This is a genomic window from Maribacter sp. R86514 (assembly GCF_044597005.1).
In the GTDB taxonomy this organism is placed as follows: Bacteria; Bacteroidota; Bacteroidia; order Flavobacteriales; family Flavobacteriaceae; genus Maribacter.
Genome location: NZ_CP138999.1, coordinates 4,148,021 through 4,163,163, shown reverse-complemented (window position 1 = coordinate 4,163,163; position 15,143 = coordinate 4,148,021). Strand labels below are relative to the sequence as shown.

The 15,143-nt window shown below is 35.2% G+C and carries 8 protein-coding genes and 1 tRNA gene; 2 read left to right on the top strand and 7 right to left on the bottom strand.

Annotation, left to right across the window (positions count from 1 at the left end; all coding sequences use genetic code 11):
• Positions 1-18: 18 nt before the first annotated feature.
• The 7 genes from SJY30_RS18045 to nhaD form a co-directional block, all read right to left on the bottom strand.
• Positions 19-3,135, bottom strand: a complete 3,117-nt coding sequence (locus SJY30_RS18045) for a SusC/RagA family TonB-linked outer membrane protein (RefSeq protein ID WP_396633486.1) — start codon at positions 3,133-3,135, stop codon at positions 19-21.
• A 909-nt stretch (positions 3,136-4,044) separates the two neighbouring features.
• A tRNA-Val gene (locus SJY30_RS18040) sits at positions 4,045-4,119 on the bottom strand.
• Between the two features lie 60 nt (positions 4,120-4,179).
• Positions 4,180-5,391 carry a bifunctional folylpolyglutamate synthase/dihydrofolate synthase gene (locus SJY30_RS18035; RefSeq protein WP_396633485.1) on the bottom strand — a complete coding sequence of 404 codons (1,212 nt, stop codon included), beginning with the start codon at positions 5,389-5,391 and terminating at the stop codon, positions 4,180-4,182.
• A complete protein-coding gene (locus SJY30_RS18030; RefSeq protein ID WP_396633484.1) occupies positions 5,388-6,326 on the bottom strand; it encodes an energy transducer TonB in 939 nt (312 codons plus the stop codon). Before SJY30_RS18030 ends, SJY30_RS18035 begins: the two co-directional genes overlap by 4 nt.
• The gene (locus tag SJY30_RS18025; protein ID WP_276473435.1) at positions 6,327-6,713 is read right to left on the bottom strand and encodes a biopolymer transporter ExbD; all 387 of its coding nucleotides are present in this window, start codon (positions 6,711-6,713) and stop codon (positions 6,327-6,329) included. It abuts the gene before it with no gap.
• Positions 6,714-6,722: 9 nt separating this feature from the next.
• Positions 6,723-7,412 carry a MotA/TolQ/ExbB proton channel family protein gene (locus tag SJY30_RS18020; RefSeq protein ID WP_276473434.1) on the bottom strand — a complete coding sequence of 230 codons (690 nt, stop codon included), beginning with the start codon at positions 7,410-7,412 and terminating at the stop codon, positions 6,723-6,725.
• A gap of 52 nt (positions 7,413-7,464) precedes the next feature.
• Positions 7,465-8,835, bottom strand: a complete 1,371-nt coding sequence (gene nhaD / locus SJY30_RS18015) for a sodium:proton antiporter NhaD (RefSeq protein WP_396633483.1) — start codon at positions 8,833-8,835, stop codon at positions 7,465-7,467.
• A gap of 337 nt (positions 8,836-9,172) precedes the next feature.
• Here nhaD and SJY30_RS18010 point away from each other — a divergent pair, with 337 nt between their 5' ends.
• Together SJY30_RS18010 and gltB are read left to right on the top strand one after the other, a co-directional pair.
• Positions 9,173-10,312: an acyl-CoA dehydrogenase gene (locus SJY30_RS18010; RefSeq protein ID WP_396633482.1), complete on the top strand. Its 1,140-nt coding sequence runs from the start codon at positions 9,173-9,175 to the stop codon at positions 10,310-10,312.
• 320 nt (positions 10,313-10,632) lie between these two features.
• The gene (gene gltB, locus SJY30_RS18005) at positions 10,633-15,141 is read left to right on the top strand and encodes a glutamate synthase large subunit (RefSeq protein WP_396633481.1); all 4,509 of its coding nucleotides are present in this window, start codon (positions 10,633-10,635) and stop codon (positions 15,139-15,141) included.
• Positions 15,142-15,143: the final 2 nt, after the last annotated feature.

Genomic DNA, 15,143 nt, shown 5'->3' with positions numbered 1-15,143 from the left:
GTTTGTTTGTTTTTTAGATTAAAAATCAACGTTAAGACCAACCGTAACCGTTCTAAATATTGGTGTACCTGCTCTTTGAGAACCATAAGCTCTTGGATTACTACCATCTATATGCTCTGGATTGAAACCATGATAATCATCTGCAGTGATATATAGTAAATTCTGAGCAGTAGCATAAACTCTTAAGCCACTTACGCCTATACGTTCTGCTACATCATTTGAAAAATTATAACCAAGATTAACATTACGTAAAGAGAAATAATCTGCGCTTGCAATGACATCACTTGTCAATACCTTTTCTTGAATGAAAGAAACATCAGATACTAGACCATTGGCCACAGCTTCCAACTCACCACCACTTCTTGTTCTATTACCGAACCAGTTGTAGAAATATTGATCTCCAATATTATTGACTTGAGCACCTAAGCTACCTTGTACCATGAAAGAAAAATCAAAGTCACCGAACTTAAATTCGTTGGTAAAACTATAAACCAAATCAGGATAAGGACTACCTAAAATAGTTTTATCTTCTTCAGTAATCAATCCATCACCATTTAAATCTTTTACTATAGTGTCATCAGACTGACCATTAATTCTATTCCAAGGACTATCTACATAAGTAGTTCTAAATGAAGTTTCATCAAAAGCCTCTTCATCTACAACGTAACCCCAGAAAGAAGAAATCGGCTCACCAATTCTATTAATCCATTGAGAGTTTCTTCCGTAAGTATCTTCAATGAGAGCATTATTAGAATCACCAAAACTTAAAAGTTCATTTTGGTTGGTTGAAGCAATTAATGTTGAATTCCATGAGAATTTTTCGTTTGAAACATTCCTTGTTCTAATTTCAAGTTCCAAACCTTTATTCTGGACTTCGCCCAAATTTACTATACCACTGTTAAAACCAGATATATAAGAAACAGGATTATTCAATAATAATTCATCACTTGTTCTTTCATAATAATCAATAGAACCAGAAATTCTATTATTGAAAAAACCATAATCCAAACCAACAGTAAATTCCTTTGAAGCTTCCCATTGCAATAATGTGTTAGCAATATTTAATGGAGATACACCAGCTGCAATACTACCATCATCTATAGAATTTGAATTCTGCAATAATGCCAAGTAAGGCCAAGCATTAACAATAGCATCGCCAACATTAAAGTTTTCAGCCCCTGTAAGACCATAACTAGCTCTGAATTTTAAAGTATTAACAGCATCGCTGTCTAATAAAAAGTTTTCTTTGGCAACATTCCACCCTAATGAAACTGCAGGGAAATTACCCCATTTAGAATCAACACCGAATACAGAACTACCATCTCGTCTAAAAGATGCGTTTACCAAATACTTTCCTTTGTAAGCATAGTTTACACGAGCAAAGTAACCTATTTTCTTAAGCTCTGTATTAATTTCCGTAGGAAGATCCACTACAGTTGCTCCTTGAAAGTTTTTTAACAAATCGTTTGAAAATCCACTACCCTCAGCAATACTTTCCTCTGATTTTCTTTTTTGAATGGTAGCCCCTGCCAATACATTTAAATCATGGTCATCACCAAAGGTCTTGTTATAATTTAAGGTATTATCGGAAATTATTCTTGTTCTAAATCTATTTGCTAGATAATATGCAGATCTAGCCGCACCACTGGCATGATGTTTTGTACCGTCATATCTAGTTCTCTTTCTCTGCTCTAACGTAACCCCTAACTGGGTTTTAGCTGTAAGACCGTCTAAAAGCTCATAGCTTAAATATGTAGACCCAAATAATTTAGTGTTATATTCAAAATGTTCTCTTTCTACATATTGCGCATATGGATTAGAATCTCCAGATGTACGAGGTCTACTATCACTACCATCTCCGTTTATATCCAATTCTACCAGATGATTTTCAAAGAAATAATCCCCTACACCAACATCAGCATACTGCCCATTACCTGACTCTCTGTCTATAAACTGAAGTGATTCTTCTGTGTGATAAATAGGTAACCATGGAGATTGACGTGTAGGATTGTGAATAGAAGTTGGCAATCTTCTTTGTTTTGTATAGGAAGGTGTTGCCCTGATTCCAAATCTTGCTTTTTCGCCAATTTTAGAATCTACTTTCATGTTAGCCGAAAACAACTTAAAATCATCTGTAATAACCACACCTTCATCATGAAGGTACCTTAAAGAAGTACTGAACTTTGTATCTTCTGATCCACCCCTTGCAGATAATGAGTGACTAGTAATAGCCCCTCCATCAAAGAACACATCTTGCCAATCTCTATCAACGCCTGTAGCTTGAACTAATAATTGAGCATATTGAGTTTCATTAGAAAGCGTACCGGTTGCCGCTTGTTCTATTTTAGCCCACTCAGATACACTTTTTCTGTAATCATCACTACCATGTGCACTTTTAATACCTGTGTAAGTCTGGTAGCTGAATTTAGTTTTACCGGCTTTACCGCTTTTGGTGGTAATTAAAATTACACCGTTAGAACCCTCACTACCATAAATAGCAGCAGAAGCAGCATCTTTTAATACTTCAAAAGACTCAACATCATTCATATCAAGGTTGCCCAAAAATTCTGAACTTACCACTACTCCATCAATCACTAATGCAGGACCAGAATCAGCAGTTACAGAACCAACACCCCTAATTGTAATGGTTGGTGCCCCACCTGCCTCTGCATTGGTAGCCTGAATGTTTACACCTGAAACCTGACCTATTAATGCATCATCTACCCTTGATACCGCAATTTGATCCAGCGTTTCGTTAGTCACTTTAGAAATTGAACCAGTTACGGTAGATTTTTTCTGGGTTCCGTAACCTACCACAACAACTTCATCAAGTTGACTGGCATCTTCATTTAAAGTAACACTCACTGTTTTTTGAGAAACAATTGCTACTGTCTCGGTAGTGTATCCTATATAAGAAAAACGTAAAATATCCCCGCTGGTGACCTGAATGGTAAAATTTCCATCAAAATCACTTTGAGTTCCTCTTGTTGTATTTGCAACAACAATATTAGCACCTGGTATAGGCACATTATTTGCATCTACCACCGTACCCGTTAAGTCATAGGAGTCTTGTGCAAATAATTGAATGTTGACCAGCAACATTACAACCATAAAAATTTTTAGTTTAAAATTCATCTGTGTTAAATTAAGTTAGTTCTATTGAATTGGCTTTTGCCATCTTTATGATCTACTTAAAATGCGTTTACTTATTTCGCATCATGATCTTCAATTCACCAATACACTGCTTTCATTCTTAAATCAATGAAAATTCCTATTTTTACAGGAAATGTGTATTTAGCAATACTTACATGTTTGTTCTTTACTTCCCTTCAAAACGAAGTAATTTTTAATTTAAAGGATGGGCGAGCACCCGTCCTTTTTTTTTGAATTTTGTTAGCGTTTCATTTCTTTGTTTTTAATTAGTATTGAGTTTATTGTTAAGTTTTTTTAAACTGGTTTACCAAATTGGTTCATCAAACTGGTTTACCAAATATATGTTATTATCTTGTTAAAAAAAATTACTTTGATAATTTAAGAGTGTTTTTGTTGTGATTTTGATAAATAAAATTTCAGAAATTACACTATTAACAATAAATAAAACCTAATTTGAGAATTTCATAAAGTTATACCTGTAGCCCGCTATCATTGCGATCACAACCATATAAAATATCGAATACTCAGTATCTATATTAAACAGCATCGCACACTATAATAAAGAAATAATAATTTGCAGCTATACTTCTTTTTTCAAAAAAAAGGAATAAAAATGCCAGTCAAAGGCAAGTTTTCATACTAGTAAAGTTTTATCTATTTTAAGAAAATTCATTAAAAACAGTAAAACTATTAGCAAAGTAAATTTCTTGCTTATACCTCTATTGAAGTGATCGAAAATTACACTTATAACCTAATTGTGAATTAAGTTGAGATAATTAAACAAGTTTCAGAATTGTTAATTGAGGTGATAAATAATATGATGTGTATTTCATTTTAGGAAAGACATAAAAACAAAAAAAGCTTTCATTTTCATGAAAGCTTTTTTACCTGTGGGCCCTACTGGATTCGAACCAGTGACCCCCTGCTTGTAAGGCAGGTGCTCTGAACCAACTGAGCTAAGAGCCCCAATGGGGGTGCAAATATATAATACTTTTACGTTTCACAAAAGAAAAATCAAAAAAAAAATTAAAGAACTTCAGCTACAACAAAATTACTTCCTCCAACATAAATAAAATCATTAGCATCAGCTTGTTTTTTAGCAGCTATAAGTGCCTTATTTACAGAATTATAAACATTACCCATATACCCTTTGTCAGAAAAAACCTTAAATAAAACTTTTTCATCGAGCCCTCTAAAATTTTTTGGGCTACAGAAGTAATATGTAGCATTTTTAGGAAATAAAGTTGAGATATTATCAATATCCTTATCTTTTACAAAACCTATAACTATATGTAATCTTTCAAATTTCTGCTTTTGTAATTGCTCTAAGACAATTGAAATACCTTCCTTGTTATGCGCTGTATCGCAAATAATTTTAGGGTCTGTACCAATTTGCTGCCAACGCCCCATTAATTGTGTATTTTCCACTACATTTTTCAAACCATTTATTATACTGGTTTCGTTCACCTCAAAGCCGCGTAATGTCTTTAAAGTAGCCAGTACTCCTTTTACATTCTTCTTTTGATACGCCCCTAATAACCCGATTTTATATTTGGAAAATTCAGATTCTTCAGCAAAGATAATTTCAGAACCTTTTTCTTTGGCGACATTTTTAAATATCACAGATGTTTCTTTATTGAATTCACTGATTACTACCGGAACCTTATTCTTAATGATTCCGGCTTTTTCCCTAGCTATCTTAGTAAGGGTGTCTCCTAGAATATCAGTGTGATCAAAACCAATATTTGTAATCAAACTCACTTCTGGTTCAATAATATTAGTAGAGTCTAGTCTTCCACCAAGACCCACTTCTATAATTGCAATATCTACCATTTCATCGGCAAAATATGAAAAAGCCATACCAACGGTCATCTCAAAAAAAGAAAGCTTCTTAGCAGATAAGAACGGCTTATTTTCCTGTATAAACCGAACTACCCAATTCTCACTTACTTTTTGCCCATTTATTCGTATTCGCTCCCTAAAGTCTTTTAAATGTGGCGATGTATATAAGCCGACTTTATAACCAGCCTCTTGAAGAACCGAAGCCAATAGATGACTACTAGAACCTTTTCCATTGGTACCGGCTACATGTATACTCTTAAATTGCGTGTGAGGATCGTTTAAATGCTTGGCAAATGAAGTAATACCATCTAGTTTTGAATTGAAGGCACTTTTACCTTTATTCTGATACATTGGAAGTTGGGCAAACATCCAATCTAATGTTTCTTTATAGATCACTCTCCTAGTTTGAAATTTACGACTACAAAACCTACTTGCTTACTTGGCGCATTGCCATCTAAATTCCATTTGTGCATGAATGCAGTTTTCTTTGCCGGATCCAACAAACAAGGGTCATTATTGGTAGTACCCTTTACACCGGGTTCTGCACTAATGACTTTTCCATTACGGTCAACAATTATCTTTACAACCACCCTACCAGACTGGTTACATTCTTGCTGTACTTTTCCTTTATTCACCAATGAACGTCCATTTAACCCGTAACCACCGGTTCCACTCCCACTGCCGGGGCTACCATAGTAACTTGTAGCATAAGGATCACCGTTTGGCTGCCCTTTATCTCCTGCTTTATTATCATCACCTTCACTGCCAGACGCCGTACCGTCAGACTTATTTAGACCACCCATCATAGCATCTAAAGCTTTTCTTTTAGCTTCTTGCTCTTTACGGGCTTTTTCATCTGCATCTTTCTTTTGTTTTGCAATTCTAGCTGCTTCTGCCTTTTTCTTGTTCTCTGCCGCTTCCGCCTTTCTCTTTGCATCGGCAGCTGCCTCATCAGCCTTTCTTTTAGCTTCTTTTGCTTGATTTATTTTTATAGACTCTTCGTTTTCTTGGGTTAAAACCTTTTCTGCAGGCGCTTCTTTCTCAACCACAGCTTCCTGAACTTCTTCTAAACGCTCTTCGACGGTTTCTGCAACTTCCTGTTCTGTAGGTTCAACTGGTGGAGTATCTAAAGGTTTTGATTGTATTTTCTCTTTGGGTTGTATTTTTCCACTACCAAACTCCATCGTACCAAAATTAACGGAGATTCCGTTCTCTTCTGGTGGATCCATATAATTTAGACCGATGTAAAACAAAAGCAATAAAAGTGCACTTAACAACAATGTGGTAAGTGTCAATGATTTCTTTTTATGTTTCGTATCTAAAAATGCCATTTAATTTGGGCGCACTGCCAAAATAACCTTATAATTATTTCTATTTGCGATGTCCATAACATTTACAGCTTCTTTAATCGCAACGCTTTCTTCAGCTCTAAGTATGATAGTAGGACTATCTTGACCTGCTAAAGCCTTTTTTAACTCGATTTCAACATACTCTCCATTAATACGTTCATCGTTAACAAAGTATTGAAGATTCTTATCTATACTTACAGATACATTTTGAGTATTCGTAGATTTCCCTTTCGCTTTAGGAAGCAATAAGTCTAAAGCATTGGGTGAATTTGCGGTTAGCATGAAAAACACCAATAACAAGAATACGATATCTGTCATTGATGACATGCTAAAGTCTGGACTGACTTTATTTCTTCCTTTTAATTTCATAGTAAAAAATTAAAGAGGTTCGTTTAATAAATCTAGAAATTCCACAGCATTGGCTTCCATTTTATGAACCACCTTATCAGTTCTGTTCACTAAATGATTATAGCCCACATAAGCTATAATACCAACTATAAGACCTGCAACCGTTGTTGTCATCGCCGTATAAATACCGGATGCCAATGAACCCATTTCTGCCTGACCACCACTACTTGCCATCTCATGAAAAGCAAGAATCATACCAATAACAGTTCCTAAAAAACCGATCATTGGGGCAGCACCGGCTACTGTTGCCAAAATACTTACATTTTTTTCTAGTTTATAAACTTCTAAAGTACCTGCGTTTTCTATTGCGGTATTTATATCATCTAAAGGCTTACCTATTCTTGAAACACCTTTCTCTGTTAATCTTGCTACAGGAGAGTCGGTTTGGGCACATAGAATCTTTGCAGCATCTAATTTGCCGGTCGTTACGTAGTCCCTGATTTGATTCATAAAATTCTTATCTATTTTAGAAGCCGCATTCACTGCCAACAAACGTTCAAAATAGATATAAAGGGCTACGCCCAACATTATAAATAAAACCGATATAATAATCACACTACCCGTACCGCCATTAAATATTAAATCTATGACCGAAAGTGTTTTTTCTTCAGATAATAATTCTTCGCTCGCATCTTGAGCCAAATCCTGGAATAATAACATAATATTCTTTAAGTATTGAATTTGCCTTTATAACGATGATTTGCGAATTAAATTATCCGTGAAGAACAAAATCTCTTAATAATATAAATACGATTGCACCACTAACAAAACCTACGAATGCCAACCATGCAATCTTTTTAAGATACCAGAAAAAATCAATTTTTTCCATACCCATTGCAACTACACCTGCCGCAGATCCTATTATCAACATACTACCGCCTGTACCGGCAGAGTAAGCTATAAAGTGCCAAAGAGGACTATCTAAAGGCTCACTAAACATACCCATACTTGCAGCCACCAATGGTACGTTGTCAATTACCGCAGAACCTATACCAAAAAGCATTACAACAATATCGGTATTAGGTATAGCCTCATTAAGGGCTCCAGCTGCATTAAACAATATACCTAATGACTCCATAGCTGCCACGGCCAATAAAATCCCCAAGAAGAACAATATACTTGGCAATTCAATTTTAGACAACGAATGATGCACAGGACTATGGTGCCCTTCACTATCTTGACCCTCTTGATCAACTGAAGAAATACTAAATTTCTTATTACTGTATATTTCAGCAAAAGTTGCTACCACAGCCAATGATAACATCATGCCCACATAAGGTGGCAAATGTGTTACGGTCTTAAAAATAGGCACGAATAAAATAGCCCCTAGCCCTAAGTACAACATTACCCCGCTGTACTTAGATTTAGAATTATCGCCATCTAATTCACCATCTATTAAACCTTTAAAAACTTTGAATCTACTAGCTATAATTACAGGAACCAGCATACATACTAACGAAGGCAACAATACGTGAAGTACTAACTGACCGGCACTTACCCTATTCGCAATCCATAACATCGTAGTGGTAACATCACCAATTGGAGACCATGCTCCACCTGCATTTGCCGTAATCACTATCATACCGGCAAACCATAATTTTGTCTCTCTATCCTTAATTACTTTCTGTAATATGGTAATCAATACAATCGTCGCAGTTAAGTTATCGATAATAGCAGATAATATGAATGCCAATATCGAAAATAACCAAAGTAACTTACTTTTTTGCTTTGTTTTTATAAAGCCCTTTATTGTTGCAAAACCATCGAAATAATCAATAATTTCTACAATGGTCATAGCCCCTAGAAGAAAGAATAGAATCTCTGCTGTCTTACCTAAATGATGCAAAAGAGACTCTTCCATCATATGCATCTTATCTAGATGGCCCATTTTACCAAAACCTTCTACAAGACTTTGATGAGCAGAATCGAACCAATTTTCATAGCCATCTATTCCAAGCGCAATAAGCGCCCAAAGTATAGCCATCATAGCTAATGCAGGAATTAATTTATCTATTTTAAGATTGTGTTCTAGGGTAATGGCAAGATATCCGGCCAAAAAAACAATAACAATGATGGTTTCCATATTCGCTGGTTTTTTGAGTAACTAGTTATTAGTTGTAAATATAGGTTGTAATTCTAAAATATAAATCTTCCAAATATATCTAAAATTGTCTGTGAAATCCTAATGAATTAACAATAATACCGAAGTTATCTGACATCCAAATACTTAAATCATTAGCAAATTAAATTTAACACGTTTTTGGCGACTATTTTTTAACGCATAAGAAAATGTTAAAAATGAACCATCATTATATCACCCAAATACAATTGTTATAAAATCGTTCAAAAGCACATACATAAGTACCATATTTAACTACTATATCTTTATCTTTGAGAAGTTAACCTTTATATATATTTAGATGGATTTTTCATTAAATGAAGAACAAAAACTTATACAAGAAGCTGCACGAGATTTTGCACAAACCGAGCTATTAGCCGAAGTGATCGAACGTGATGATGCCCAAAGATTCCCCACAGAAGAAATTAAAAAACTAGGAGAACTCGGTTTTTTAGGAATGATGGTAGATCCCAAGTATGGTGGTAGTGGTCTAGACACCCTTTCATATGTGTTGGCTATGGAAGAAATCTCTAAAATTGACGCATCAACTTCAGTAGTAATGTCAGTAAACAATTCTTTAGTATGCTGGGGATTGGAAAAATTCGGCTCTGAAGCTCAAAAAGATAAATACCTTACCAAGCTTACTACAGGAGAGCAAATTGGTGCTTTTTGTCTTTCAGAACCAGAAGCGGGAAGCGATGCCACTTCTCAAAAAACAACCGCTATTGACATGGGAGACCATTATATAGTCAATGGCACTAAAAACTGGATTACCAATGGTGGTACCGCAAGTACATATATCGTAATTGCCCAAACTGACAAGGATAAAAAACACAGAGGTATCAATGCCTTGATTATTGAAAAAGGTACTCCCGGATTTGAAATTGGACCCAAAGAAAATAAATTGGGTATTAGAGGTAGCGATACACATTCTTTAATCTTTAACGATGTTAAGGTTCCAAAAGAAAATAGAATTGGCGAAGATGGCTTCGGTTTTAAATTTGCTATGAAAACTTTGGCAGGTGGTCGTATCGGTATTGCAGCCCAAGCTTTAGGCATTGCCGCAGGTGCATATGAACTAGCTTTAAAATATTCAAAAGAACGTAAAGCTTTCGGTACTGAAATTAGCAACCACCAAGCTATCGCTTTTAAACTTGCAGATATGCACACCGATATCCAGGCGGCTCGACTATTGGTTTATCAATCTGCTTTAGATAAGGACAACGGTAATGATTATGACCTATCTGGCGCCATGGCCAAATTATACGCGTCAAAAGTAGCAATGGAAACTACGGTCGAAGCCGTTCAAATACACGGTGGAAACGGATTCGTAAAAGACTATCACGTAGAACGCTTAATGAGAGATGCAAAAATAACACAAATCTACGAAGGCACTTCTGAAATACAAAAAATTGTAATTTCAAGAAGTATTTTAAAGTAAATATTAGTTAATTTTCGATTCACCCCTATTTTTTATAGGGGTGAATTTAATTATTATACAATCTTAGTTTGTTAACCTCTCAATAAAGTTAACCTTTATTGTTAGAAAGTTGTAAAAATTAGACTTTACCCCCTACTTACTTCATCCCTTTATATAATTTTAACTTAAATTTATCAATCTGATAAATTGAAGGTTTTAAAAATCCATAATTATAGATTTTTTAAGCTTTTATTTATTTCGTTGAATTTTTTATTTGAATTTGTTCTAATCATTGAATATAATTCAAATAAATTGATATTTTTGAAGAAATACCACAAAGGATGACACTGAAGAAGCAAGGATTATATCTACCGGAATTTGAACATGATAACTGTGGGGCTGGTTTTATATGCAGTCTTAAAGGGAAAAAATCTAACGACATTATTCACAAAGCGTTAGAAATACTTGAACGTTTAGAACATAGAGGGGCAGTAAGTGCCGATGGTAAAACAGGAGATGGTGCTGGGATATTAATAGATATACCACATGATTTTTTTCAGGCCGTTTGCAACTTCGACCTTCCTAAGGCTGGTGATTATGCAGTTGGTAATATTTTCTTCCCTAGAAAAGAAAACCAAAGAGATTTTTGTATTTCGGTTTTTGAAGAAAACATCAAAAAGCAAGGTTTAAAATTATTAGGTTGGAGAGATGTACCGGTAAACAGATCTATACCAGGTAGAATTGCTGCTGAAACAGAACCTTTTGTCAAACAAATATTTGTTGCAAAAGAAAGTGACGATCAAGACTATTTTGATTTTAACTTAAAACTTTTTATCGCTAGAAAAGTAACCGAGCATACTATCATAAAATCTAAGCTATCCGAGAGCAAATTCTTTTATGTACCTAGCTTATCTACTAAGATAATTATATTTAAAGGGCTACTAATGCCTTTAGATATTAGCTTATACTATTCTGACCTTATGGACTCTAGAGTGGTTACTAGATTGGCATTGGTACACCAACGTTTCTCTACAAATACTTTCCCTACTTGGGATCTGGCACAACCATTTAGATACATGTGCCATAATGGTGAGATAAACACGCTAAGGGGTAATGTTACCCGCATGTTCTCTAGAGAAGAGTTGCTTAAGAGCGACATGTTCGGAGATGAAATAAAGAATGTTCTTCCTATTATACTACCGGGCAAGTCTGATTCTGCTACTATGGATATGGTTGTGGAACTTTTATTGATGACAGGTAGATCATTACCAGAGGTAATGATGATATTAGTTCCTGAAGCATGGGAGAAAAATACAGAAATGTCTGAAGCTAAAAGGTCATTTTACGAGTATCATTCATGTATGATGGAACCATGGGATGGACCAGCTTCTATACCATTTACAGACGGAAACTTTATTGGTGCGGTCTTGGATAGAAACGGACTAAGACCATCTAGATACACAGTAACTAAAGATGATTATGTAGTTATGTCATCTGAGACAGGTGTCGTAGATATTGCTCCAGACAATGTGGAATTCCACGGAAGGTTACAGCCAGGAAAAATGTTCTTGGTAAACATGGAAGAAGGAAGAATTGTTAACGATGAAGAAATTAAAGAGAACATCGCACAAAAATTCCCATACAAAAAATGGCTGAACGACAACTTGGTTCATCTAAAGGACATTCCTTATAATGATTGTCCATTATTTTTAGGCGAAGAAAGTTTAGAAAATAGAAAATCTGTCTTTGGGTACACTATAGAAGATATTAATACCATTGTACTTCCAATGGCGAAAGCCGGTAAAGAACCAATCGGCTCAATGGGGTCAGATACACCTATCGCTGTACTGTCTCAACGCCCTCAGTTAATTTACAATTATTTCAAGCAATTATTCGCTCAGGTAACCAATCCTCCTTTAGATGGTATTCGTGAAGAACTGATTACAGATATCAGTTTAACTTTAGGTAGCGATCATAACATATTTGAATTTTCAGAATTACATTGTAGAAAACTTAAAATTCAGAATCCTGTAATTTCTAAAGAGGATTTAGATAAAATTAAAAATTACGATGTAAGTCCAGATTACAAAGTTGTCTCAATATCTATGTTATATGCCATTGAAAAAGGACATAACGGATTAGAGGATGCTTTGCAATCGGTATTGAACCAAGCATCTAAAGCAGTTGATGACGGTGCCAATATCATTATACTTTCCGATCGAAATGTCTCAGAAGATTTAGCACCTATTCCAGCATTATTGGCTTGTTCATTTGTAAACAGTGGATTACAAAAATTAGGCAAACGCTCTAAACTAAGTGTAATCATAGAATCTGCAGAGCCACGTGAAGTACATCATTTTGCATTATTATTCGGTTTTGGCGCTAGTGCTATTAATCCGTACTTGGTTAATGAAATTATTGCAGAACAAATAGAAGAACATGATATTACAGAAATATCATTTGACGACGCCATCAAAAATTACAATAAAGCTGTTGGAAAAGGCATCTTAAAAGTGATGAACAAAATCGGTATTTCAACACTTAATTCTTACCGTGGTTCGCAACTTTTTGAATGTATTGGTATCAACACCAAAGTAGTTGAAAAATACTTCCCTAATACCCCTACTCGTATACAAGGTATTGGTCTATATCAAATTGAAAAAGAAATTTCTTTGCGCCATCATAAAACATTTAGTAAAAAACACATTGATGCTAGTTTAGATTTAGAAATTGGCGGTGAATATAGATGGCGAAGAGATGGTGAAAAACATATGTTTAACCCACTATCTATTGCAAAACTTCAAAAATCAGTTCGAAATAACGAGCCAGATACGTACAAAGAGTATTCTAGTATGGTTAATGAGCAATCAAAAAACCTTATGACAATAAGAGGTCTCTTTGAATTCTCTAACTATGACCCTATTCCTCTAGAAGATGTGGAACCATGGACTGAAATTGTAAAAAGGTTTAAAACCGGTGCAATGTCTTACGGATCAATTAGTAAAGAAGCTCATGAGAATTTAGCGATCGCCATGAACCGTATTGGCGGAAAGAGCAATTCTGGTGAAGGTGGAGAAGATCAAAATAGATTTTACAAAAATTCTACCGGTGACTGGAGAAACAGTGCAATAAAACAAGTTGCCTCAGGTAGGTTTGGTGTTACTTCGAACTACTTGACTAACGCAAAAGAAATTCAAATAAAAATGGCGCAAGGTGCCAAACCAGGTGAAGGTGGTCAATTACCAGGTCCTAAAGTAAATCCTGAAATTGCCAAAACAAGAAATTCTACTCCATATGTAGGTTTAATTTCTCCACCACCGCATCACGACATCTATTCTATTGAAGATTTATCTCAGCTTATATATGATTTAAAATCTGCAAACAGAAAGGCAAGAGTTAATGTAAAATTAGTTTCTGAAGTAGGTGTAGGTACCGTTGCAGCAGGTGTTGCAAAAGCAAAAGCTGATGTTGTTCTGGTTTCCGGTTTTGATGGTGGTACTGGAGCTTCTCCTCTGACATCACTGAAACATTGTGGTTTACCATGGGAACTTGGTATTGCAGAGGCACAACAAACACTTGTTTTAAATGATTTGAGAAACCGTATAGTTCTTGAATGTGACGGCCAATTGAAAACCGGTAGAGATGTTGCCGTTGCCTGTCTATTAGGTGCAGAAGAATTTGGTTTCGCAACTGCCCCTCTAGTAGCTTCAGGTTGTATAATGATGCGTGTATGCCACTTAAACACTTGTCCTGTTGGTATTGCAACTCAAAATCCTGAATTGAGAAAGAAATTTAAGGGTAAACCTGAACATGTAGTTAACTACATGTATTTTGTAGCACAAGAGTTACGTGAAATTATGGCACAACTTGGCTTTAAGACCATTAATGAAATGGTAGGTCAGGTTCAAAAATTAGATCGTAAGAAAGCTATTGATCACTATAAAGCTGCTGGTATAGATTTAACGCCAATTTTACATCAAGTAGATGTGCCTAAAGGAACTAAATTTTATAATACGGAAAAACAAAAACACGATATAGACAAATCAATAGAGTTTGATATTATAGCAAAAGCTAATCCATCATTATTCAGAAAAGAGAAATTAACTTTAGATTACCCAATTTGTAATACCGATCGTGCAGTTGGTGCAATTATCAGTAATGAAATCTCTAAAACATACGGTGCAGAAGGATTACCAATTAACACGTTGAGATTGAATTTTACAGGTTCTGCCGGTCAAAGTTTTGGTGCATTTGCGACTAGAGGTCTAACAATGATCGTTAATGGAAATACCAATGATTATTTAGGAAAAGGACTTTCTGGTGCCAAATTAGTTATCAAAGTACCTGAAAATTCTACAATAGTACCTGAAGATAATGTAATTACAGGTAACGTTACCTTATACGGAGCTACCGCCGGTAGAGCATATATTAATGGTAAAGCTGGTGAACGTTTTTGTGTTCGTAACTCAGGAGCCAAAGCTGTCGTTGAAGGAATCGGAGATCACGGTTGTGAATATATGACGGGTGGTGTTGCTGTTATTCTTGGTGAAGTCGGAAGAAATTTTGGAGCTGGTATGAGTGGAGGTATCGCTTATGTATTAGACAACAATAAAACCTTTAAAGAGAGATGTAGCACAGAAGGTCTAAACCTTTTAGAGGTTACCGAGAATAATGATATTAAACAGTTAAAAGATTTAATTGAGAGTCATTACAACTCTACATCAAGTCCATTAGCGCAACGTATTTTAGAGAATTGGGAATCATACTTACCTAAATTCGTTAAGGTTTTGCCGGAAGAATACAGACAAGCTTTAATTAGATTAGAGCAAGAAAATTTACAAACTATTTAAGA

Bases quoted from the DNA above. Each gene is read 5' to 3' on its own strand.
- SJY30_RS18045 (WP_396633486.1), bottom strand. From the start codon at position 3,135: ATGAATTTTAAACTAAAAATTTTTATGGTTGTAATGTTGCTGGTCAAC.
- SJY30_RS18030 (WP_396633484.1), bottom strand. From the start codon at position 6,326: ATGGCATTTTTAGATACGAAACATAAAAAGAAATCATTGACACTTACC.
- SJY30_RS18025 (WP_276473435.1), bottom strand. From the start codon at position 6,713: ATGAAATTAAAAGGAAGAAATAAAGTCAGTCCAGACTTTAGCATGTCA.
- SJY30_RS18020 (WP_276473434.1), bottom strand. From the start codon at position 7,412: ATGTTATTATTCCAGGATTTGGCTCAAGATGCGAGCGAAGAATTATTA.
- nhaD (WP_396633483.1), bottom strand. From the start codon at position 8,835: ATGGAAACCATCATTGTTATTGTTTTTTTGGCCGGATATCTTGCCATT.
- SJY30_RS18010 (WP_396633482.1), top strand. From the start codon at position 9,173: ATGGATTTTTCATTAAATGAAGAACAAAAACTTATACAAGAAGCTGCA.
- gltB (WP_396633481.1), top strand. From the start codon at position 10,633: ATGACACTGAAGAAGCAAGGATTATATCTACCGGAATTTGAACATGAT.